Here is a 20,590-nt window from a genome sequence, read left to right on the forward strand (position 1 = left end):
CCGCCGCGGTGGCCGCGGTGCTCAGCGGCCGCGGGCACACCGTGATCCCCGTCAAGCCGGTGCAGACCGGCGAACCGGAGGGGAGTGGGGACGTGGTGAGCGTCGAGAAGCTCACGGGACTGCCGGGCGTGGAGCTCGCCCGCTACCCGGAGCCCCTGGCGCCGAACATCGCGGCCCGGCGCGCGGGGATGCCGCAGGTGGAGCGGGCGGAACTGGGCGCCCGTATCCGGGAGCTCGACGGCCCCGACCGCATCGTCCTGGTCGAGGGGGCGGGCGGACTACTTGTGCGTCTGGCCGATGACCTGACCATCGGGGACATCGCCGCGGATCTGGGCGCCCCGCTCCTGGTGGTGACCTCACTGGGGCTGGGCAGCCTCAACACCGCCGAACTGACCGTCCGGGCGGCGCAGGCCCGGGGACTGCGTGTGCTGGGACTCATCGGGGGCAGTCTGCCGGCCGAGCCGGACCTGGCGACCCGGGAGAACCTCGCCGAGCTGCCGCGGGTGACCGGGGTGCGGCTGCTCGGCTGCCTGCCCGCCGGGCGCTGGACCTCAGGGACGTGCCTTGAGGAATTCGAGGAGCTCCTCCGGCAGCTCACGGTCGGCGTAGATCCGGACGTCCGGCTCACTCGGGTCATCGCCGGTGCCCACACGCCGGCCCTCCCACACCGGGTGGAGCCCGACCTTCTCCAGGACGCGGGCCGAGGCCGGGTGGTTGGTGGTGATGCGGGCCGTGACCGGGGTGTCCGGGTCGATGCGCCGCACCGCCTTGAGCGCGGCCTCCGAGACCTCGGTGGCGAAGCCGTTGCCCCACTTGTCGGGGCGGAAACGGTACTTGAGGTCCCAGACGCGGCCGTCGACGAGCTCGATGCCGCCGACGCCGATGAACTCGGTCGGCTGGTCGCGCATGTAGACGCCCCACGGGCCGAGATCTTTCGCCGCCCAGGACGCCTGGGTGCGGCCGATGAGCTGGTGGGTCTCCTTGACCGATTCGTGGCGCGCGTGCGGGCGGTGCTCCCAGATGCGCTTGTCGCTGTAGACCTTGTAGGCCTCGGCGTCGTGACGCGCGCTCAGGGGCATGAGGATGAGTCGTTCGGTTCTCGTTATCGTAGCCATGCGGCGATGTTACACAGGTCACATTTCGGCGTAAAGGCTTTTCCGTGGGCAATTTTCCTAGACTGTCAGACATGAACCCGCTGATCTCCGTCGATGAACTGGTCACGCTGCGTGAATGGAGCGACCCGGTCGTGCTCTGCGCCTCCATGGGACCGACCCCGCCCACCCACGGCATCCCCGGCTCCCACCTGGCCGACCTGGAGGGCGACTTCTCCGACCCCGCCGATCCGCTGCCGCACACCGTCCCCGCCGACCTCACGGGCCTCTTCGCCTCCTACGGGGTCTCCGACGGCACGCCGGTCGTGGTCTACGACGACCAGGGTGGCGCGACCGCCCCGCGCGTGTGGTGGCTGGCGCAGGTGGCGGGCATCCGGGCCCGCGTCCTCGACGGCGGCCTCCCCGCCTGGCGGGCCGCCGGCCACGAGGTGGAGGAACTCACCGCCCCGACCAGGCAGGGCACCCTCAGCGCCGTGGTCCGTCCCGAACTCCTCCGCGACCGGGCGCAGGTGGAGTCGGACGGCCGCCTCATCGTCGACGCCCGCTCCGCCGGACGTTTCGCCGGTACCGAGCCGGAGCCGCGGCCCGGCCTGCGTTCCGGGCACATCCCGGGGGCGGTCAACCTGCCGTACACGGAGGTCTACGCGGAGGACGGCCGGATGCGTACCGCCGCTGAGCTGCAGGAACTGTTCCGGGAACGGGTCGGGGAGCGCACGGACCTCACCTTCTCCTGCGGCTCCGGGGTGACCGCCTGCGTCGACGCACTGGCGGCCACGGTCGCCGGCTACGGGGACCTCGCCGTCTACGAGGGCTCCTGGTCCGAGTGGGGACGCCTGTGACGTCCCTGCCGCTGATCAGCCAGCTGCGCTCGCGGCTGGAGTCGGTGCTGCTGGTGCTCGACTCGCCGGCCACGGCGCAGACCCTCGCGCGGGTCCTTGACGCGGAGGAGTCCGTCGTCGGGAATCTGCTGCGCGCCGTCGCCGCGGAGTTCGATGAACGCGGCTCCGGCTTCGACCTGCGGGAGACGGAGGAGGGCTGGCGCCTGTACACCCGCCCGGCGAACGCGCCGGCCGTGGAGCAGTTCCTTCTCGACGGCTCGCAGACGAAGCTCTCCCGCGCCGCCCTGGAGACCCTCGCCGTGGTGGCCTACCGCCAGCCGGCGACCCGTTCGCAGATCTCCGCGGTGCGCGGCGTCAACGTCGACGGCGTCATGCGCACCCTCCAGTTGCGCGGACTGATCCGGGAGGTGGACGTCGAACCGGGCACCGGTGCCCACCGTTACGAGACGACCGGTCTCTTCCTCGAGCTGCTGGGCATCGACTCGCTGGACCGGCTGCCTGACCTGGCCCCGCTGCTGCCTGACGTCGAGTCCATCGACGAGGAGTTTTAGGGGCTCTTCCGCTAAAGTGGAGCGGAACCAATTTCATACCCCAGATAGGACACGATTCACGTGACCCCACCCGCTCGCCGTGACGGCACACCGGACAAGGACCAGCAGCCCAGGAAGCTGCGGGCCTCCGAGATTCAGCTGTCCAACGCCCGTCCCGCCCGCCGCCAGAACGTCTCCGCCCGGAAGCGTCAGGCCTCCGCCCGCTCCGTGGCCGAGAGCCTCGGGGCCGACTGGCTCTACGAGGGGGACGCCCCCGCCGCCGGAGACGGCATCCGCCTCCAGAAGGTGCTCGCCCAGGCCGGCGTCGCCTCCCGTCGCCACGCCGAGGTCCTCATCGACAAGGGCCGCGTCGAGGTCAACGGTAAGACCGTGACCAAGCAGGGCGTGCGCGTCAACCCGAATGTCGACGTCATCCGCGTCGACGGCGTCCGCATCCACGTCAACGAGGATCTCGAGTACTTCATCCTCAACAAGCCGCGTGGCGTGCTGTCGACCATGTCCGACGATGAGGGCCGCCTGTGCGTCGGTGACATCGTCGCCGAGAAGGTCGCCTCCGGTCAGCGTCTCTTCCACGTCGGACGCCTCGACTCCGACACCGAGGGCCTGCTCATCCTCACCAACGACGGGGAGCTGGCGAACCGCCTCATGCACCCGAAGTACGAGGTCTCCAAGACCTACCTGGCCACCGTGCTGGGCGAGGCCGACCGTCGTCTCGTCACCACCCTGAAGAAGGGCATCGAGCTCGACGACGGGCCCGCGAAGGCCGACTACGTGCAGATCATCGACACCCACGAGGGTGAGTCCCTGATCAAGCTCGAACTGCACGAGGGCCGCAAGCACATCGTGCGCCGCATGCTCAAGGCCGCCGGTTTCCCGGTGCAGCGCCTGGTGCGCACCAAGATCCACACGGTGCAGCTCGGTGAGCAGAAGCCGGGTTCCCTGCGCGCCCTCAACGACTCCGAGCTGACCTCCCTGTTCAAGGCGGTGGAACTGTGACCCTCAGCAACATGCCCGACGGCGGTCTGATCCTGGCCGTCGACGGACCCTCCGGCACCGGCAAGTCCACGACCTGCCGCGCACTGGCCAAGCGTCTCGACGCCAAGTACGTCGACACCGGCGCCATGTACCGGGTCGCCACCCTCGCGGTCCTCCGCGCGGGCGTCGACCCGGAGGACACCGCCGCCGTCATCGAGGCGACCCGTGACCTGCCGCTGTCCGTCAACGACGACCCGGATTCCACCGAGGTGCTTCTCGACGGCGAGAACGTGGCCGCCGAGATCCGCGGCCGCGAGGTCACCCGGAACGTCTCCGCGGTCTCCGCGGTGCCCGAGGTCCGGGAGAATCTCGTCGCCCTGCAGCGCCGCCTCGCTGCCGACGCGCACCGCGCGATCGTCGAGGGGCGTGACATCGGCACCGTCGTGCTCGCCGACGCCCCGGCGAAGGCCTACCTCACCGCCTCCGCGGAGGTCCGTGCGCGCCGCCGCTACAACCAGGACCGCTCCGCCGGCCGGGAGGCGGACTTCGCCACCGTGCTCGCCGACGTCATCCGTCGTGACGAGCTCGATTCCTCCCGCGCCACCTCACCCCTGCGCCCCGCCGGGGACGCCCACATCATCGACACCTCCGAGATGACCCTCGACCAGGTGCTCGAGACCCTCATCAACATCGTGAAGGAGTCAGACCGATGACCGAAGAGAACATGCCTGAGGAGCAGGAGACCGAGTTCGTCTTCCCCGGCGAGCACGACATCGACGAAACCGAGCTCACCGACGCCGAGCAGTGGGCCCCCGAGGACTTCGACACCGAGGACTTCGACTTCGACGACATGACCGAGGCCGAGTGGGCCGCCCTCGAGGCACGCCTGGGCATCGAGCACCGGGAGCACCTCGAGGAGGAGCTGTGCACCGTCGCCATCGTCGGCCGGCCCAACGTCGGTAAGTCGACGCTGGTCAACCGATTCCTGGGACGTCGTGAAGCAGTCGTCGAGGACTTCCCGGGCGTGACCCGCGACCGCATCTCCTACCTCGCGGAGTGGGGCGGACGCCGCTACTTCGTGCAGGACACCGGCGGCTGGGACCCCAACGTCAAGGGCATCCACGCCGCCATCGCGCGGCAGGCCGAGGTGGCCATGGAGACCGCCGATGTGGTCATCATGGTCGTCGACACCAAGGTCGGCATCACCGAGACCGACGCCGTCATGGCCAAGCGCCTGCAGAAGTCCGACGTGCCCGTCATCCTCGTCGCCAACAAGTTCGACTCGGACTCCATGTACGCCGACATGGCGGAGTTCTACGCCCTCGGCCTCGGGGACCCGTGGCCGGTGTCCGCGCTCCACGGCCGCGGCGGCGCCGACGTCCTCGACGAGGTGCTGCGCCTGTTCCCGGACAAGCCGCGTGCCGCCTCGATCACGGAGGGGCCGCGCCGCGTGGCGCTCGTCGGCAAGCCGAACGTGGGCAAGTCCTCCCTGCTCAACAAGGTGTCCAGGGAGGAGCGCTCCGTCGTCGACAACGTGCCCGGCACCACCGTCGACCCGGTCGACTCCCTGGTCCAGCTCGACCAGAAGCTGTGGCGCTTCGTCGACACCGCCGGCCTGCGCAAGAAGGTGAAGACGGCCCAGGGCCACGAGTTCTACGCCTCGCTGCGCACCCGCGCCGCGATCGACGCCTCCGAGGTGTGCGTCATGCTCATCGACGCCTCCGAGCCGATCTCCGAGCAGGACCAGCGCGTCCTGTCGATGGTGCTCGAGTCGGGCAAGGCCCTGGTCATCGCGTTCAACAAGTGGGACCTCATGGACGAGGACCGCCGCGACGAGCTCGACCGCGAGATCGACCAGCAGCTCACCCACCTGCCGTGGGTGACCCGCATCAACATCTCCGCGAAGACCGGCCGCGCCCTGCAACGTCTCGAGCCCGCCATGATCGAGGCCCTCGAGAGCTGGGACAAGCGCATCTCGACCGGCCAGCTCAACAACTGGCTGCGTGAGGCCATCGCCGCGAACCCTCCGCCGATGAAGGCCGGCCGTCTCCCGCGCGTCATGTTCGCCACCCAGGCGTCGACCCGCCCGCCGGTCATCGTCCTGTTCACCACCGGCTTCCTCGACGCCGGCTACCGCCGTTACCTCGAGCGCAGGTTCCGTGAGCGTTTCGGCTTCCACGGTTCCCCGGTGCGCATCGCGGTGCGTGTGCGCGAGCGCCGCCCACGAAAGTAGGGTTTCCGCGGAAAATAAGGACGCGGCGGAATAGACTCAGGTCATGAGACTTTTCCGTCGCGTCTCCGCTGTCCTGGCGTCCGCTGTGCTGCTCGCCTCCTGCACCCCAGGAGACGGTGGGGATGTGGTGGTCACGGAGGTGGTGACGGTGACCGGCGAGGCACCCGATCCGACGCTGCCCGCCACGCCCGCGGAAACGGCACCGGCGGCTGACCCGGCGACCGGGGCCGCACAGGTCTCCATCCCGGCACAGCTCTACCGGGAGGTGTCCGCGGACCCCTTCCTCAACGGCAACGGCCACTCCCTCGCCTCCTCCGACGGGGTCACCGAATGCGACGTGTGGCCCGCACCCGGCATGGGCAACGGCGTCCTCGATCCCCGGATGGGGGAGTGCTACTCCTGGAGCCCCGGCCGGGACTATGAGTCACTCATCGTGTTCCGGCAGCACGGGGACGGGGAGTTCTCCCACGACACGAGCCCGTCCCTCCCACGCCGGTGGGGTAATGACCACCACCGTCTGGAGCCCGGGGAACTGGTCCGCTTCGGGCCCCTGACCTGCGTGAGCCCCCGCCACAACTCCCTGGCATGCTTCGACGTCTACGGGGACGAGGGCTTCGAACTCGCCGATGAGGCCTACCGGAAACTCCACTGGGACCGGCCCGTCGACATCCTGACGCACCGGGACGGGACCCGCGAGATCATCGGCGAGCTGATGCGGCTGGACTTCGACAACGGCGGCCACATCTTCTGCGACCGCAACGGCGACTACATCAACTGCGGTGGTGCCCGGGGGCTGAACTTCCCGCCCGGCTCCAACTCCGTGACCTTCGTGCCCGGGCAGGAGCGCAGCCACGGCACCGGCGACATGGGGGAGTTCCAGTCCCAGGCGCAGGGGGCCGGGGCCGGCCGGTTCCTGTTCAAGGGGCTGCGGGTGGACAACGACGGCACCCGGGCGGTCTTCACCACCGCGGAGGGGAAGAACGTCTGGGTCGGCGTCGACGGTTTCGGCGACGGACGATGACCGTCCCCACCAGCCCATTGACTTGGCTGCCGTTCCAGGTGCCAGGAGTCATCGACGTCGCCCCACCTCGTCGATCCCGGCGCGGCAGTGCATGCGTTGGGTAGGACGCTGCCTTCCTCCGGGGGTGCAGCGGGGTACAGCATCGCGCTGGACGAGCAGAAGTTCTCCCGATATCTCTCGCGGTGGAACGCCCCCGGATAGTCTCGGGATCATGCGTACATCGATGATGGGTGCCCTGGCCGTGGGGGCGTTGCTGTTGGCCGGCTGCACGACGGAGAGCAACGGCAGTGGCGGGGATGTCGTGACACCGGAAACGACTGTGGCGGAGGCTCAGCCACAGCCCTTCTACACACTCGTGGAGGACCGGGAGAGGTTCACGGAAGGCAGCAACTCCTACAATTTCCGTTCGCCGGACGGGGTGATCGGATGCCAGATCGTGGAACAACCCGCGAACGGGCCACTTCCGACCTATGGAGGTGGATGTGTGAATGGCGAGGTCGACGACCCCCGCGGGCCGACCGTCATGCTCGGCCTCCCGGAGGATGATCAGTTCGGGTATCTGATGGAGGACGGTGGGTACCCCGGGTTCTTCTACGGGGGTGGCCCCCGGCTCCAACCCGGAGATGTGGTGGAGATGGGCACGACGTCGTGTTTCGTCCCGGATGAGACCAGCCTGGGATGCGTGACCCTCGAAACGCAGAAGGGCTTCCTCATCTCCGGCCCGGAGGTGCGTCACTTCGACGCCGCCGACTATCCGGAGATCTTCGACAACAACGGCATCATGGAGATCATCTCCTCACATGCGCGTATTCAGTTCGACAACGGGGGAGAAGCCATCTGTTTCGCGTCGGCGGAGCGGGCCCGGTACTCCTGCGGTGACGCCACGGGGCTGGACTTCCCGGACATGGAGGGGGCGACGGTCCAGTCCAACGCCGTGTTCTTCGATGTCAGCGGTTCCCAGCCTGTCATCGGGGGCCACAATGCGTCGAACGTCGGCCTGGCGGGTCTGAATGCCCAACCCACCCCACCCGGCACTTACCACCACCATGGTTTCACCATCGACCACGACGGACACCGCGCCACGTTCACGACCCCGCAGGGCGGCACGTTCTGGGTGGGTGTCGACGGGTTCGGCGTCAACTAGCGCTCCAGCACGAACGCGTCCGTCCGGTAGGGGATCGCCAGCAGTTGCCCCTCATGGAACTCCAGCCGGTCGTGCAGGTACCAGCGCAGGTTCTCCGTCATGCGTTCACGCACGGCCGGGCCCGACTTCAGCCAGTAGGAGCGGGTGGCCATGAGGTCGTGGAGCTGCTGCGTCCGCAGGTGCTGCACCCAGCCGGTGCGCAGTTCCCGGGTGATCCGCCACGGGGCGTGCACCTCGGGGAGGAAGCCGGGGCGCTGGATGTCGCCGGAGTGCATGATGCGGGCCAGGCGCAGGATCCACGGGTGGGAGACGTCGAGGTTGTTCCACACCAGCACCACGCGGCCGCCGGGGCGCACGACCCGGTCGAGCTCCCGGCAGGCATCGGCGGCGTCGACCCAGTGCCACGTCTGGGCGCAGGTGACGGCGTCGACGGAGCCCGCACGCAGCGCCGTCGCCTCGGCGGTCGCCCGCCACACGGGGACGTCGAGACGGGAGCGCAGGACGCGGACCATGTCCGCGGAGGGGTCGGAGGCCAGCACGTCATGGCCGGCGGCGACGAGCGCGGCGGTGAGTTTGCCCGTGCCGGCGCCGAGGTCCGCGACGCGCCGGTGGCCGCCCAGCAGCTCCAGCACCGCGGGCGGGTAGCCGGGCCGGACGTCGTCGTAGGTGTCCGCCCCCGTGCGGAAGGCCCAGGCGGACTCCCGCCGGTGGGCGGCGTCGGTGAATTCCGGGGTGTCCTTGGCGGAGGCCTTGCGGAAAGCGGGCGAAACTGTCACGCCAAGTAAGATAGCTGATCATGACACGACTTCCTGCCGCCGACGACCCGCGGTGGTTGCCCAAGACCGTGTTGTCCCGCTGGCAGTGGACTGTGCCGGCCGGCATCTTCATGGCGGTCACCTTCCTGTCCAGCGGACTCTCACCGGTGATCATCGGCCGGGCCATCGACGAGGCCGTCGCGGAACTCGACTTCCGGCGACTGCTGATGTGGATCGGCGTGCTGGCCGGCGTCTTCGCCACCGGCATGGTGGCCAGCTGGTTCGGCCGGCGCCTGCTCAACCGGTCGATGCTGGTCATCGGGCATGATCTGCGCATGGCGGTCACCGACCGCATCCAGGACCCCCGCGGAGTCGGGGGTCGGCGTCGCACGGCGGGTGAACTGCTGTCGATCGCGTCGTCCGACACCCAGCGCGTCGCGGACGCCGTCATCATGGCCGTCTTCCCCGTCGCCGAGATCGCCTCGGTGCTGTACGTGGGCATCATGATGCTGGCGATCAACGTGCCGCTGGGCATCTCCGTGCTCATCGGCGGGCCGCTGCTGGTGTGGATCGCGCTGGTCGCCGCCGGTCCGCTGCGCCGTCGTTCGGCACGCAGGCAGTCGGCGCTCGCGCGGACGGCCGCGACGGCCACGGACGTGGTGCAGGGGCTGCGCATCCTCAAGGGGCTCGGCGCGGTGGACACCGTCCGCCGCCGCTACACCGCCGTCTCCGACGACGCTTACCGACGCACCGTCGACGCCAACCTCGCCCAGGCCCGCCTCAACGCCGTCACGGAGACCGCCGGCGCGGTCTACGTCATCGTGGTGGCCGTCGTCGCGGCGTGGCTGGCGATGCAGGGGCAGATGAGCATCGGTGAGCTCATCACCGCGATCGGTCTGACGCAGTTCGTCATCATGCCGATGACCATGCTGGGCAGGAACATCGCCTCCCGCTGGGCGGCCGCGCAGGCCTCCGGCTGCCGTATCCGTGAGGTGCTCTCCGCACCCTACGACCTCCCGGAGGAGCACACCACCGTCCCGGACCTGCCAGCCGGACTGACCGTGGTCACCGAACGGGCCCCCGAGGACATCATCCTCGCCCCGCGCGACCGGGTGATCGTCTCCCCGCGCTCGGCGGACCTCTTCGACGGGTCCGTGCTCGACAACGTCCACCCCGACCCCGAGCGGGCCCGGGCCGCCCTCCACTGCGCGGCGGTGGAGGACATCCCCGGTGGCCCGGAGCGTGAGGTGGGGGAGAACGGCCGCAACCTCTCCGGCGGTCAGCGGCAGCGCGTGGCCCTGGCGCGCGCCCTCGCCGCCGACCCGGAGGTGCTCATCCTGCAGGACCCGACCACCGCCGTCGACTCGGTGACCGAGGCCCGCATCAGCGAGCGTGTCGCCGCCAGCCGCGGGGAGAGGACCACCGTCGTCTACACGGATGCCCCGGCCTGGAAGGCCGTCGCCGACCGTGTCCTGGAGGTGCTCTGATGCGTTTTCCACTCGCGGATTTCCCGCAGGTCCGCCGTGAGGTGGTCCGCCAGATCGCCCGGGTGCCCGGCGCGCGTCGCCAGGGTCTCATCGCCCTGTTCCTGCTCAGCCTGGGGGCGGCGGCGACGGTCGCGGTGCCCTGGCAGCTGGGCCGGATCGTGGACATCGTCATCACCGACGGTTCGCTCGTCTCCGCGGTGCTGGGCCTGGTGGCCGCGGCCGTCGCGGGTGCGGGTTTCAGCGCCGCCGGTTTCTACCTGGTGTCGAAGCTGAGTGAGCGGGTCATCGCGCACCTGCGTGAGGAGATGGTCGGCACGGCCCTGGGTCTGCCGGTCCACCGCGTCGAGGACGCCGGCACGGGTGACCTGGTCTCCCGCTCGACGGACGACGTCGCGGTGCTCTCCTCCGCGGTCACCGAGACCGTGCCCATCCTCAGCAGCTCGATCTTCACCATCCTCGCCACGTCGGTGGCCCTGGTCAGTCTGAACTGGCGTTTCCTGCTCATCCTCGTGGTGGTCACCCCGATCTACGTCATCGCCTCCCGCCGCTACCTGGCTGTCGCGCCGGAACGTTACGCGGCGGAGCGGGCGTCGATGGCTGACCGTGCCCGCCGTCTCCTCGAGGCGATCCACGGCCGCGCCACGGTCCGTGCCTACCGCATGGAGGAGGAGATGCACGAGCGGATCCGCGTCACCTCCCAGGCGGTGGTCGACCACGGTTTCTCCGCCCGCCTCACCATGATCGTGCTGCAGGTGTGGATGTCGGTGGGTGAGTTCCTCATCCTCGCCGGCGGTCTGCTCGTCGGCTACCTGGCGGTGCAGGAGGGCTCGCTCACGGTCGGTGCCGTCACCGCCGCGATGCTCATGCTCATCCGGCTGCGGGGCCCGCTGATGATGTTCATGCGGGTGCTCGACACCGTGCAGTCCGGCTACGCCTCGCTCACCCGCATCGTCGGCGTGGTCGTCGACCCGCCCGCCCCGGTCGAGGACTCCGGGGCCCGCGCCCCCTACGGCGAGGTGGTCATGCGTGACGTCCGCTTCTCCTACGGCGGGGACTGGGCCGTCAGCGACCTCAACCTGGAGATCAGCCCCGGGGAGACCGTCGCCCTGGTCGGTGCGTCCGGCGCGGGCAAGACCACCGTGGCGGCCCTGCTCGCCGGTCTGCGGGTCCCCGAGGAGGGCTCGGTCACCGTCGACGGGGTGGAGGTGTCCTCGCTGTCCGACTCCGAGCGCGTCGCCCGCCTGGCCATGATCTCCCAGGACGTCCACGTCTTCTCCGGCACGCTGCGCGAGGATCTCACCCTGGCGAAGCCGGACGCCACGGACGAGGAGATCCTCGACGCCCTCGCCCGCGTCCACGCCGACTGGATCCATGAACTGGCGGACGGGCTCGACACCGAGGTCGGCGCCCGCGGGCACCAGCTCGACCCCGTCGAGGCGCAGCAGCTGGCACTGGCCCGCATCCTGCTGCTCGACCCGAAGGTCGTGGTCATGGATGAGGCGACCGCGGAGTCCGGTTCCGCCGGCGCCGGTGACCTGGAGTCCGCGGCGGAGGAGGTCACCCGGGGCCGTTCCGCCCTGGTGGTGGCGCACCGCCTCGACCAGGCCGCGCGCGCCGACCAGGTGCTGGTCATGGAGCAGGGGGAGGTCATCGAGTGCGGCACCCACGAGGAGCTCGTCGCCGCCGGCGGCCGCTACACCGATCTGTGGTCCGCCTGGTCGAAGGGCCGGGCATGAGGCTGACCCTGCTGCTGCTCTCCGCCCTCCTGCTCGTCGGATGCTCGGCGGAGGGGCAGGGGGCCGCCACCACGACGACGACGGTCACGTCGATCACGCCGACGTCGAGAAGCGTCGGTTCCCCGCAGGAGACGGTGGAGGGCACGCTCACCGTCGACGGGCGGGAACGCAGCTACCGCGTCTCGACACCGCACGGCTTCCACCGCGGCCGCCAGTGGCCGGTGGTGTACGCCTTCCACGGCTGGGGGGAGACCGCGGAGTCGATGGAGAAGATGACGAAGCTGGACGTGGCGCAGGCGATCGTGGTGTACCCGCAGGGCGTCGAGAAGGCGTGGGCCCCGGCGCCGTACGCGGTGACCTCCGGGGAGGAGGACATCGGTTTCATGCGGACGCTGGTGGAGACCATCGCCGACGACTACCCGGTGGACCGCTCCCGGATCTTCGCCACCGGCTTCTCCAACGGCGGTGGCTTCGTCGCCTACCTGAGCTGCCAGCTGCCCGCCACGTTCCATGCCGTCGCCCCGGTGGGGGCGGCCTACTACGAGGCGACGCACGAGTCCTGCGCGGAGGAGGCCGTCGCCCGGCTGGACATCCACGGCACCCACGACAAGGTCATCGGCTACCACGGCGGCATGCGTCACGGGGAGCGTTATGATTCCGTGCAGGGCGTCCTGGAGGGGGTGGCGCGTCGCAACGGCTGCGAGCGTTCGACGATGACCCGCAACGGCCAGCACGTCATCGCCCAGCACTGGCAGGGCTGTGAACTGCCGCTGGTGCACCTGCGGGTCGGGGGTGGGGAGCACACGTGGCCGTCCATCGCGACGGCGGAGATACGCTCCTTCTTCGGCGTGTAGCGTGGGCCCTGTGAGTGGTATGGACAAGAAGCGCGTGGCGGTCGTCTACAACCCCGTCAAGGGCGCCCCGGAGGAGATGAAACAGCAGGTCACCGCGGCTGCCCGGCGGCACGGCTGGGAGGACCCGGTGTTCCTGGAGACCACCGTGGAGGACCCTGGATTCACCCCGGCCCAGCAGGCGGTCGAGGACGGCCACGACATGATCTTCGCCGCCGGCGGGGACGGCACGGTCCGCGCGGTGGCGGCGGCCCTCCGCGGCACCGGTGCGGCGCTGGCGGTCATCCCCGTCGGCACGGGCAACCTGCTGGCCCGCAACCTCCGGCTGCCGCTCGACGTCCCCGGGGCGGTCGAGACGGCGTTCAGCGGGCAGGACACGCGTATCGACGTCTGCACCGCGCTGCTCACCCACCCCTCCGGGGAGTCCGAGGAGCTGGACTTCGTCGTCATGGCCGGCATCGGCCTCGATGCGCAGATGATCGTCAACACCGACGACGACCTGAAGAAGCGGATCGGTTTCCTCGCCTACGGCGTGGCCATCGCCCGCTCCCTGCGTGGCGGCCGGCGCCTGCGTCTGACGTGGCGACTCAACGGCGGCCACGAGCGGCACACCCGCGTCCACTCCCTCATCGTAGGCAACTGCGGCGACCTGGTGGCCGGGGTGCCCCTGCTTCCCGACGCCGTCGCCAACGACGGCCACTTCGACATCGTCGCCCTGCGCCCGCGGGGACTGCCCGGCTGGGGGCTCATCGTCGGACGCCTGGCCACCCAGATGGGGCGGAAGGTGCTCAACCGCCTGCGTCGCCGCGACGAGCAGATCACCGGCGGGCCCGGGGACATCGAGCAGCTGCAGTACACCACCGGCACCCGCCTGGAGGTCCGGCTGCCCGCCCCGGAGATGTTCGAGGTCGACGGGGACGAGGTGGGGGAGGTCACCGCCTTCACCGTCACCATCGAGCCGGAGTGTCTCCTCGTGCGGGAGCCCGTGCCGCCGCCCACCGCCGAACCGGGGGAACCGCGCCCGGGAACGGCGGTCTTCGGGGGATAGTCGGAGGGTAATGTCCCGTGTGACGATATGTACAAGTAGATTCAGACACGTAACACGTCACACCTGGCCCACGGAAGGAACCTCCCATGTTCTCACGCTCCAAGGTAGTGGCAGGCCTCGCGGCCGCCGCACTTTTCCTCACCGCCTGCTCCTCGGACTCGGACACCACCGACCCGACGACGACCGCAGCCGCCGGCGGCGACTCCTACTCCATCGGCATCAACCAGCTCGTCCAGCACCCGGCGCTCGACGCCGCCACCGAGGGCTTCAAGGAGGCCCTCGCCGACGCGGGCGTCGACGTCTCCTACGACGAGCAGAACGCCAACGGTGAGCAGGCCACCGCCCTGACCATCGCCCAGCAGTTCGCCGGCAAGAACCTCGACCTAGTCCTGGCCGTCGCCACCCCGGCCGCCCAGGCCACCGCCCAGAACATCACCGACATCCCGGTCCTGTTCACCGCCGTCACCGACCCGGTCTCCGCCGAGCTCGTCGACTCCGAGGAGACCCCGGGCGGCAACGTCACCGGCACCTCCGACGTCGCCCCGATCGAGGACCAGCTGGACCTGCTCAAGGAGCTGGTCCCGGACGCCCGGACCGTCGGCATCGTCTACGCCTCCGGTGAGGTCAACTCCCAGGTCCAGGTCGACCTGGCGAAGGAGGCCGCCGGCCCGCGTGACCTGGAGATCAAGACCCAGACCGTGACCACCGCCAACGACATCCAGCAGGCCGTCGAGGCCCTGGGTGACGTCGACGCCATCTACGTCCCGACCGACAACATGGTCGTCGCGGGCATCGCGTCCCTGGTCCAGGTCGCCGAGCAGAAGCAGATCCCGGTCATCGCCGCCGAGGCCGGCACCGTCGAGGGCGGAGCCGTCGCCACCCTGGGCATCGACTACAAGGAGCTGGGCCGCCAGACCGGCGAGATGGCGCTGCGCGTCCTCCGCGACGGTGAGGACACCGCCTCCATGCCGGTCGAGAAGGCCACCGAGTTCACCTACGTCATCAACGAGGACGCCGCTGAGCGCCTCGGCGTGACCATCCCGCAGAAGATCCTGGACGAGGCCGAGACCGTATGATCGGCGCCGTCGAAGTCGGCCTCATATACGGGGTCATGGCACTGGGCGTCTTCCTGACGTTCCGTGTCCTGAACTTCCCCGACCTGACGGTCGACGGCAGCTTCACCACCGGCGCGGCTACCGCAGCCGTGGGCATCCTCCACGGGTGGCCGCCGCTGCTGGCGACGCTGGCCGGCTTCGTCACCGGCTTCCTCGCCGGTGTCGTGACCGGGCTGCTCCACACCAAGGGCCGGATCGACGGACTCCTCGCGGGTATCCTCACGATGATCGCCCTCTGGTCGGTCAACCTCCGCATCATGGACGGCGCGAACATCCCCATGCTGCGCCAGCAGACCCTGTTCACGCCGCTGCGTGAGAACGGCCTGCTGGGCACCTGGGCGGGCGCCGCCATCCTGCTCGGCGTCGTGCTGGTGCTGGGCCTGGTGGTCGTGTGGTTCCTCACCACGGACCTCGGCCTGTCCATCCGCGCGACGGGTGACAACGGGCCGATGATCACCTCGTTCGGCGTGTCCACCGACTACACCAAGACGCTCACCCTGGCGCTGTCCAACGGTTTCGTCGGCATGTGTGGTGCGCTGGTCGGCCAGTACCAGGGCTTCGCCGACATCTCGATGGGCATCGGTCTCATCCTCGTCGGCCTGGCCTCGGTCATCATGGGCCAGGCGATCCTCGGGCAGCGTTTCCTCTGGCTGGCCGTGCTCGCGGTCATCGTTGGTGCGGTCCTGTACCGCATCATCATCTTCCTGGCGCTGCAGGTCGGTCTCGACCCCAACGACATGAAGCTCATCACCGCGCTGCTGGTCATCGTGGCACTGCTCGTGCCCCGGTGGAAGGGTCTGACCTCCCGGTTCCGGCCCGCGGCCGCCACGGGTGCGAAGGTGGCTGCGTGATGCTCAAGGTAGAGAACATCTCCAAGACCTTCTTCCCGGGGACGGTCAATGAGCGCATCGCCCTCAACGACGTCAACCTCACGCTCGACGAGGGTGACTTCATCACCGTCATCGGCTCGAACGGCGCGGGCAAGTCCACGCTGCTCAACGCCGTCGCGGGTCGGCTCTTCGTCGACTCGGGCACTGTGCTCATCGACGGCCGGAAGGTCAACAAACTCCCGGAACACAAGCGCGCCCGCTATGTCGGCCGCGTGTTCCAGGACCCGTTGGCCGGCACCGCCCCCAACCTCACCATCGAGGAGAACCTCGCCCTCGCGCTGCTGCGCGGCAAGGGGAGGGGACTGGGGCCGGGACTGACGAAGAAGCGGCGTGACGAGTTCGTCGAGAAGCTCCGTTCCCTGGAACTGGGCCTCGAGAACCGTCTCTCCGCGAAGGTGGGTCTGCTCTCCGGTGGCCAGCGTCAGGCGCTGTCGCTCCTCATGGCGGGCTTCACCAATCCGCGGATCATGCTCCTCGACGAACACACCGCCGCCCTGGACCCCCAGCGCGCGGAGCTCGTCACGAGCCTGACGGAGCGCATCGTCGACGAGGGCGGGCTGACCACCCTCATGGTCACCCACAACATGGAGCAGGCGATCCGCCTGGGCAACCGCCTCATCATGATGCACGAGGGCAGGATCGTCTACGAGGCCGACGCCGCGACGAAGTCGAAGCTCACCGTCCGTGACCTCCTCCAGGAGTTCGCGAACATCAAGGGTGCGACACTGTCCGACAAGGCCTTCCTCGGCTAGGTCCCGCTTGCCGACGCCCCGCTGCTTTCTGCAGCGGGGCACTTTTATGTCTTATAATAAACACATTATTATCAATGCTGTCCCTCAGTTCCAAGGAGCCATGACTCCCCGTGCAACCGAGATGGCGGACGGTTGCCGCGCACTCGCCGCCCACGCCTCCCGGGTGCTCGACCTGCCCCACACCGTCGTGGAGCTCGACCAGTCGACCTCCCCGCGTGAGGGCGGGGTGTCCAACCGGGCCGTGCTGACCGGCCCCAACCTGGAGGCGCAGACGGCGGTGACTGCGGCGTCGAGTTCGCCCCCATCCGGGAGCTGCGCGAGCGCTTCGGCCCCGGCCTGGCCGTCGCCTGGTACGACGCCCACCCCGACCTGAAGACCCCGGAGACCGCCCACGACGGCGCGTACCACGCGATGGTGCTCGCCGGTCTGCTCGGCGAGAGTGACCCGGCGCTCACCGCGACCGAGACCCTCGACCCGCAGAAGGTCGCGCTCATCGCCCCGCGCGGCGCCATCGAGGCCGAGCGCGAGATGATGGCACGCGGCATGGGCATCGAGACCGACCAGCCCGCCGAGGTCCTGGCGGGTGCCACCCACCTGTACGTCCACGTCGACGTCGACGTCCTGGACCCGTCCCAGTTCGACGGTCACAACATGCCGGAGCCCGACGGCCTCACCATCGAGGAGCTCGTGGCGTCCCTGGAGACGCTCAGCGGCTTCAACGTCGTCGGTGCCGGCATCACCGAGTGCGTCGGCACGCCGGAGTCGGTGCAGGTGCTCACCCCGGTCATCGAAGCCCTGGCGGAGCTCCTGCGAGGTTAACGCAGACTCTCGACGAAGGCGGCGAACTTCTCCTCGCTGTACATGAACTCCAGGAAGCGGGGAGCGCCGTCGACGGTGCTGAAGGTGGCGTTCTCGGGGCGCGGGGTGGGGTCCCGGTAGATGAGTTCACCGTCCCGGAAGACGAGCAGCACCGGGATGGTGGAGATGTCCAGCTCCTTGACGAGACGGAACTGGATCTCCACCTCGGCCTCGCCGAAGGGGATGTCGGGGAACTGTCTGTCCACGGCCTTGTAGATGCGGCGGAAGCGCAGGCACGGGCCGCAGGACGTGGACCAGAACAGGACGAACACCAGGCCGTCCTGTTCGGTGAAGTCTTCGTACGTGGTGGATGTCAGTGTCGTGGTCATGCCTTCATTGTGCCCTGTGACCTGCGGTTTAGGGGTGGCCACCCCCGTAAATCACCCCTGTGTCAGGGGCGTGGTTTAACTTGGGAATCGAACAGGTGGACGACATGTTCAGGGAGGGGTGGCCGGTGTCTGCAGCATCATGGGCGGTGCTCGATGAGCAGAACGTCTACTACCCGTTCCGCCAGGACAGACTCAAGGCCGACTACGCCATGTGGCGCGCATACCAGCCGGTCGCCGACGTCACCTCGGAGGAGGACTGGACGATCGTCACCACCCAGCTCCACGCCCAGACCGGGGCCCGCAAGCACGAGGTGGCCCGTTACCTCGACGCTCTCGAGGTGCTGGACCGCCTGCCGCGCCTCAGGGCACTCGTGGAGAAGACCTTTCTGCTGGACATGAACCACCTGTCCACCATCGAGAAGGCGGTCCGGAAGGCCCCCTTGCCTCTCCAGGACGATGAGTTCTTCTGGCGTGAGCTCGATGCGGACCTCATGGAACGCTTCACACCCTCCCGTCCACGCCAGCTCCTGCCCTCCAGCCACGCGATCACGAAGGCGGTCACCGCCACCATCCGCAGCATCGAGGACCTCGCCGCCGTGCAGGGGGAGAACCCCTGGGGAGCTCCGGAGCCGGAGGCCGGTCCCCGGCCGTGCGAGAACCCCGGAGAGCTCATGTCCTCCCTGCCCCCGGCAGAAGATCCGGCGGCGCAGCTCTACGCCGAAGAACTCACAGGCGGGGACATCCGCATCGAGATGATCGTCGACCAGGCCACCGGCACCCGGATCCTCGATGCGGTGGATCAGGTCGCCGAGGAGCGCGACACCTCCCGCGCCGGCGCCCTGAGGGACCTCATCCTGGAGAAGATCACCACGAGAGTCACGATGATGCTCTACAGCGCCAAGGACATCGGGGACTCTCCGGTGCACCATGCGGACCGTGGCATCCTCACCCCGTCCTGCGTGAAGGTTCTGAAGGAGCTGGTGACCGGAACCCTCGACATGGATGAGGCCGCCAACGCGCGGACCACCGCCTACGGGACGAGCCCACGTATCCGTGCCTACCTCATCGGCCGTGACTACATCTGCCGCTGGCCGGGATGCGGTCGCAGGGCCACGCACTGCGACGCAGACCACTGCATCAACCACGACGACGGCGGGCCGACGACCCCCTCCAACATGATCATGCTCTGTCGACACCACCACAACCGGAAAACCGACGAGCAGATCTTCTATTTCCTCGATCCCCACACCGCAGACGTGTACTGGCTGTTCAAGGACGGCACCTGGGCGGTCGATGAGGCGACCGGCCCGTTGGCCCCGAAACAGAGGCGGTGGGTGCAGACCTGGGTGCAGCGCCGCGAAAGGTACCGTGCCCGCCTTGCACAGCAGGCCGCCCGCGAGCGTTTCGATGCCTACCAGGAGCGCATCAACTCTCCGGCCCCACCTGTGGAGACTCCCGAGCACCCCGTGGAATGGTTGGCGCCTCCCGATGAGGACCCACCACCGATCTGAGCAGGCGGGGATCCGGGGAAACGCGCTATACCTGGCGCGCGGGGAGTAGCTGGACCACGTCCTCGGGCAGGTCCGGGGCAGGGATGGGTTTGTCCCACCCAAAATCCATCTCGAACATGTACTCCATGTCCTCCGGCATCTCCGGCACGGTGCCGGTGATCTCCGGGTTGGGGTCGCCCATGCGGCGGCAGTAGTACAGGCCGGCCTGGTACCAGTGCCACGGCGACTCCCGGGCGTTCAACTCCACCGGCGTCGGGGAGTCCGGCGGGTAGGGGAACCTGCCCGCATTCTGCTGGTCGAGGGTGAACTCGAACATCTTGCCGACGATGTACTCGCCGTCCTTGTACTCGAAGAACAAGGTGCCTTCTATCCGCTCGCCGTCCCAGCCGATGATGGGCGCTTCAACACGAAACGATGTCACGCTACTTACCTTCCTTGGGTTTGATGGAACCGTTGAGAGGCAGCACAGGACCGAGGGTGAACACGACTCCGGGGGCACACGCACGCCAGTTCGAAGGGATGCAAGAACATGACCGCAGGTGGAAACAGGAGAAGCCCGGTCACGAGGACCGGGCTTCCGTCAACTGTGTCGGACTGACAGGATTTGAACCTGCGACCCCTACACCCCCAGTGTAGTGCGCTACCAAGCTGCGCCACAGTCCGCCGTCGCACCGTAAGGTGCAACTGCTTCAGGTTACAACACTGTGGTTTGTTTAGGCGAATCCGCAGGTCAGGAGACATCTCCCGCGACGTAGACCCATTCCCGGCCCACGCGGCGGAAGGTGGAGCGTTCGCGCTGGGAGCCCGGCGGATCGCCCTTGTAGAAGGCCTCGAACTCCACCACTCCTTCGCGGTCCAGGGGGCCGCCGCCGACGACGTCGATGATGTCCAGCCGGTAGAAGCTGACGGGCAGGTCGACGAGGGTGAGCTCGAAGGGGCGGGTGTCGGGGTCCCAGGTGCGCAGCAGGTACTCAGCGTCGCGGACCACGAAGGCCGTGAAACGGGAGCGCATGAGCGTCTCGGCGGTCGGGGCCACGCCGCCGGCGTGGTACTTCCCGCAGCACTCCCCGTAGGTCAGGCCGGTGTTGCAGGGGCAGCGCCTGTCGTTCCGGTCGCTCATGCCGGCACATCCAGGATCTTGATGCCGGGGAGCATGGTCTGGAAGGGGGAGGTGGCGGCGTCGAGAAGCGTGCGTCGTTCGGCATCGCTGAGGGAGCCGATGAGTTCGATCCGGCGCTCGAAGATGTTGCGGGAGACGTAGATGACGGTGACGTGGGCGTCGGTGAGGTCCATCCCGTCGGCGGCGTCGCGGATCGACTGGGTGGTGGCGGCGGCGAGGCCGGCCATGAGCAGGTCGACGGGGGAGTGGCCCCGGCCCCGCCC

The 20,590-nt window shown here is 68.9% G+C and carries 22 protein-coding genes, 1 tRNA gene and 2 pseudogenes; 18 read left to right on the forward strand and 7 right to left on the reverse strand.

Annotation, left to right across the window (positions count from 1 at the left end; all coding sequences use genetic code 11):
* A pseudogene (bioD, locus tag GXZ33_RS12405) lies at nucleotides 1-608 on the forward strand (ATP-dependent dethiobiotin synthetase BioD); the annotation flags it as partial.
* Here the strand turns inward: bioD and GXZ33_RS12410 are convergent.
* Nucleotides 552-1,115, reverse strand: coding sequence for a GNAT family N-acetyltransferase (locus GXZ33_RS12410; RefSeq protein ID WP_291341545.1), 564 nt, complete (start codon nucleotides 1,113-1,115; stop codon nucleotides 552-554). The pseudogene bioD and the gene GXZ33_RS12410 sit on opposite strands and share 57 nt — an antisense overlap.
* Nucleotides 1,116-1,186: 71 nt before the next feature.
* Here GXZ33_RS12410 and GXZ33_RS12415 point away from each other — a divergent pair, with 71 nt between their 5' ends.
* The 7 genes from GXZ33_RS12415 (at nucleotide 1,187) to GXZ33_RS12445 (ending at nucleotide 7,875) form a co-directional block, all read left to right on the forward strand.
* Nucleotides 1,187-1,951, forward strand: a complete 765-nt coding sequence (locus GXZ33_RS12415; RefSeq protein WP_291341547.1) for a sulfurtransferase — start codon at nucleotides 1,187-1,189, stop codon at nucleotides 1,949-1,951.
* Nucleotides 1,948-2,502: an SMC-Scp complex subunit ScpB gene (gene scpB, locus GXZ33_RS12420; RefSeq protein WP_291341549.1), complete on the forward strand. Its 555-nt coding sequence runs from the start codon at nucleotides 1,948-1,950 to the stop codon at nucleotides 2,500-2,502. The genes GXZ33_RS12415 and scpB overlap by 4 nt, the downstream gene beginning before the upstream one ends.
* Before the next feature lie 60 nt (nucleotides 2,503-2,562).
* Nucleotides 2,563-3,498 (forward strand): pseudouridine synthase, encoded by a 936-nt coding sequence (locus GXZ33_RS12425; RefSeq protein ID WP_291341551.1) that lies wholly within the window; start codon nucleotides 2,563-2,565, stop codon nucleotides 3,496-3,498.
* Nucleotides 3,499-3,509: 11 nt separating this feature from the next.
* The gene (gene cmk, locus GXZ33_RS12430; RefSeq protein ID WP_291341580.1) at nucleotides 3,510-4,190 is read left to right on the forward strand and encodes a (d)CMP kinase; all 681 of its coding nucleotides are present in this window, start codon (nucleotides 3,510-3,512) and stop codon (nucleotides 4,188-4,190) included.
* Nucleotides 4,187-5,710 (forward strand): ribosome biogenesis GTPase Der, encoded by a 1,524-nt coding sequence (gene der / locus GXZ33_RS12435; protein WP_291341553.1) that lies wholly within the window; start codon nucleotides 4,187-4,189, stop codon nucleotides 5,708-5,710. Before cmk ends, der begins: the two co-directional genes overlap by 4 nt.
* Before the next feature lie 43 nt (nucleotides 5,711-5,753).
* Nucleotides 5,754-6,731 carry a hypothetical protein gene (locus GXZ33_RS12440; protein WP_291341554.1) on the forward strand — a complete coding sequence of 326 codons (978 nt, stop codon included), beginning with the start codon at nucleotides 5,754-5,756 and terminating at the stop codon, nucleotides 6,729-6,731.
* Nucleotides 6,732-7,215: 484 nt separating this feature from the next.
* Entirely contained in the window at nucleotides 7,216-7,875 is a 660-nt protein-coding gene (locus GXZ33_RS12445; protein ID WP_291341556.1) for a hypothetical protein, read from the forward strand.
* Here the strand turns inward: GXZ33_RS12445 and GXZ33_RS12450 are convergent.
* Nucleotides 7,872-8,651, reverse strand: coding sequence for a class I SAM-dependent methyltransferase (locus tag GXZ33_RS12450; protein ID WP_291341558.1), 780 nt, complete (start codon nucleotides 8,649-8,651; stop codon nucleotides 7,872-7,874). The genes GXZ33_RS12445 and GXZ33_RS12450 overlap by 4 nt on opposite strands.
* Before the next feature lie 20 nt (nucleotides 8,652-8,671).
* Here GXZ33_RS12450 and GXZ33_RS12455 point away from each other — a divergent pair, with 20 nt between their 5' ends.
* The 9 genes from GXZ33_RS12455 (at nucleotide 8,672) to GXZ33_RS12495 (ending at nucleotide 17,328) form a co-directional block, all read left to right on the forward strand.
* On the forward strand, nucleotides 8,672-10,117 hold the full coding sequence (locus tag GXZ33_RS12455) for an ABC transporter ATP-binding protein (protein ID WP_291341560.1): 1,446 nt from the start codon (nucleotides 8,672-8,674) through the stop codon (nucleotides 10,115-10,117).
* Nucleotides 10,117-11,853, forward strand: coding sequence for an ABC transporter ATP-binding protein (locus tag GXZ33_RS12460; RefSeq protein ID WP_291341562.1), 1,737 nt, complete (start codon nucleotides 10,117-10,119; stop codon nucleotides 11,851-11,853). The genes GXZ33_RS12455 and GXZ33_RS12460 overlap by 1 nt, the downstream gene beginning before the upstream one ends.
* Nucleotides 11,850-12,707 carry a PHB depolymerase family esterase gene (locus GXZ33_RS12465; protein ID WP_291341564.1) on the forward strand — a complete coding sequence of 286 codons (858 nt, stop codon included), beginning with the start codon at nucleotides 11,850-11,852 and terminating at the stop codon, nucleotides 12,705-12,707. The genes GXZ33_RS12460 and GXZ33_RS12465 overlap by 4 nt, the downstream gene beginning before the upstream one ends.
* A 19-nt stretch (nucleotides 12,708-12,726) precedes the next feature.
* A complete protein-coding gene (locus GXZ33_RS12470; RefSeq protein ID WP_291341581.1) occupies nucleotides 12,727-13,752 on the forward strand; it encodes a diacylglycerol kinase family protein in 1,026 nt (341 codons plus the stop codon).
* 86 nt (nucleotides 13,753-13,838) lie between these two features.
* Nucleotides 13,839-14,828, forward strand: coding sequence for an ABC transporter substrate-binding protein (locus tag GXZ33_RS12475; protein ID WP_291341566.1), 990 nt, complete (start codon nucleotides 13,839-13,841; stop codon nucleotides 14,826-14,828).
* Nucleotides 14,825-15,718: an ABC transporter permease gene (locus tag GXZ33_RS12480; RefSeq protein WP_291341568.1), complete on the forward strand. Its 894-nt coding sequence runs from the start codon at nucleotides 14,825-14,827 to the stop codon at nucleotides 15,716-15,718. The genes GXZ33_RS12475 and GXZ33_RS12480 overlap by 4 nt, the downstream gene beginning before the upstream one ends.
* The gene (locus GXZ33_RS12485; RefSeq protein ID WP_291341583.1) at nucleotides 15,718-16,509 is read left to right on the forward strand and encodes an ABC transporter ATP-binding protein; all 792 of its coding nucleotides are present in this window, start codon (nucleotides 15,718-15,720) and stop codon (nucleotides 16,507-16,509) included. Before GXZ33_RS12480 ends, GXZ33_RS12485 begins: the two co-directional genes overlap by 1 nt.
* Nucleotides 16,510-16,609: 100 nt before the next feature.
* Entirely contained in the window at nucleotides 16,610-16,882 is a 273-nt protein-coding gene (locus tag GXZ33_RS12490) for a hypothetical protein (protein WP_291341570.1), read from the forward strand.
* Complete coding sequence (locus GXZ33_RS12495) at nucleotides 16,822-17,328, forward strand: arginase family protein (RefSeq protein WP_291341586.1); 507 nt, start codon at nucleotides 16,822-16,824, stop codon at nucleotides 17,326-17,328. The genes GXZ33_RS12490 and GXZ33_RS12495 overlap by 61 nt, the downstream gene beginning before the upstream one ends.
* Here GXZ33_RS12495 and GXZ33_RS12500 read toward each other — a convergent pair.
* Nucleotides 17,325-17,696, reverse strand: a complete 372-nt coding sequence (locus tag GXZ33_RS12500; RefSeq protein WP_291341572.1) for a thioredoxin family protein — start codon at nucleotides 17,694-17,696, stop codon at nucleotides 17,325-17,327. The genes GXZ33_RS12495 and GXZ33_RS12500 overlap by 4 nt on opposite strands.
* 125 nt (nucleotides 17,697-17,821) lie before the next feature.
* On the opposite strand from GXZ33_RS12500, the gene GXZ33_RS12505 reads away from it, so the two are divergent.
* Nucleotides 17,822-19,207: an HNH endonuclease signature motif containing protein gene (locus tag GXZ33_RS12505; RefSeq protein ID WP_291341574.1), complete on the forward strand. Its 1,386-nt coding sequence runs from the start codon at nucleotides 17,822-17,824 to the stop codon at nucleotides 19,205-19,207.
* A 25-nt stretch (nucleotides 19,208-19,232) separates the two neighbouring features.
* On the opposite strand, the gene GXZ33_RS12510 is transcribed toward GXZ33_RS12505, so the two are convergent.
* From GXZ33_RS12510 to GXZ33_RS12525, 4 genes and pseudogenes are all read right to left on the reverse strand, one after another.
* Nucleotides 19,233-19,628 (reverse strand): hypothetical protein, encoded by a 396-nt coding sequence (locus tag GXZ33_RS12510; protein ID WP_291341576.1) that lies wholly within the window; start codon nucleotides 19,626-19,628, stop codon nucleotides 19,233-19,235.
* Nucleotides 19,629-19,796: 168 nt separating this feature from the next.
* Nucleotides 19,797-19,870 (reverse strand) — tRNA-Pro (locus tag GXZ33_RS12515).
* Nucleotides 19,871-19,937: 67 nt separating this feature from the next.
* Nucleotides 19,938-20,327 (reverse strand): YchJ family metal-binding protein, encoded by a 390-nt coding sequence (locus tag GXZ33_RS12520; protein WP_291341578.1) that lies wholly within the window; start codon nucleotides 20,325-20,327, stop codon nucleotides 19,938-19,940.
* Nucleotides 20,324-20,590 (reverse strand): annotated as a pseudogene (locus GXZ33_RS12525) (alpha/beta hydrolase); the annotation flags it as partial. The gene GXZ33_RS12520 and the pseudogene GXZ33_RS12525, both read right to left, overlap by 4 nt.

This window comes from Corynebacterium sp. (assembly GCF_012838985.1).
Classification (GTDB): Bacteria; Actinomycetota; Actinomycetes; order Mycobacteriales; family Mycobacteriaceae; genus Corynebacterium.

What these genes read in the sequence shown, in the direction of transcription:
- GXZ33_RS12520 (WP_291341578.1), bottom strand. Translation starts at nt 20,327, where the DNA reads ATGAGCGACCGGAACGACAGGCGCTGCCCCTGCAACACCGGCCTGACC.
- GXZ33_RS12485 (WP_291341583.1), top strand. Translation starts at nt 15,718, where the DNA reads ATGCTCAAGGTAGAGAACATCTCCAAGACCTTCTTCCCGGGGACGGTC.
- GXZ33_RS12475 (WP_291341566.1), top strand. Translation starts at nt 13,839, where the DNA reads ATGTTCTCACGCTCCAAGGTAGTGGCAGGCCTCGCGGCCGCCGCACTT.
- GXZ33_RS12470 (WP_291341581.1), top strand. Translation starts at nt 12,727, where the DNA reads ATGGACAAGAAGCGCGTGGCGGTCGTCTACAACCCCGTCAAGGGCGCC.
- der (WP_291341553.1), top strand. Translation starts at nt 4,187, where the DNA reads ATGACCGAAGAGAACATGCCTGAGGAGCAGGAGACCGAGTTCGTCTTC.
- GXZ33_RS12415 (WP_291341547.1), top strand. Translation starts at nt 1,187, where the DNA reads ATGAACCCGCTGATCTCCGTCGATGAACTGGTCACGCTGCGTGAATGG.
- GXZ33_RS12465 (WP_291341564.1), top strand. Translation starts at nt 11,850, where the DNA reads ATGAGGCTGACCCTGCTGCTGCTCTCCGCCCTCCTGCTCGTCGGATGC.
- GXZ33_RS12490 (WP_291341570.1), top strand. Translation starts at nt 16,610, where the DNA reads ATGACTCCCCGTGCAACCGAGATGGCGGACGGTTGCCGCGCACTCGCC.
- GXZ33_RS12410 (WP_291341545.1), bottom strand. Translation starts at nt 1,115, where the DNA reads ATGGCTACGATAACGAGAACCGAACGACTCATCCTCATGCCCCTGAGC.
- GXZ33_RS12480 (WP_291341568.1), top strand. Translation starts at nt 14,825, where the DNA reads ATGATCGGCGCCGTCGAAGTCGGCCTCATATACGGGGTCATGGCACTG.
- GXZ33_RS12455 (WP_291341560.1), top strand. Translation starts at nt 8,672, where the DNA reads ATGACACGACTTCCTGCCGCCGACGACCCGCGGTGGTTGCCCAAGACC.
- GXZ33_RS12440 (WP_291341554.1), top strand. Translation starts at nt 5,754, where the DNA reads ATGAGACTTTTCCGTCGCGTCTCCGCTGTCCTGGCGTCCGCTGTGCTG.
- GXZ33_RS12500 (WP_291341572.1), bottom strand. Translation starts at nt 17,696, where the DNA reads ATGACCACGACACTGACATCCACCACGTACGAAGACTTCACCGAACAG.
- GXZ33_RS12460 (WP_291341562.1), top strand. Translation starts at nt 10,117, where the DNA reads ATGCGTTTTCCACTCGCGGATTTCCCGCAGGTCCGCCGTGAGGTGGTC.
- cmk (WP_291341580.1), top strand. Translation starts at nt 3,510, where the DNA reads ATGCCCGACGGCGGTCTGATCCTGGCCGTCGACGGACCCTCCGGCACC.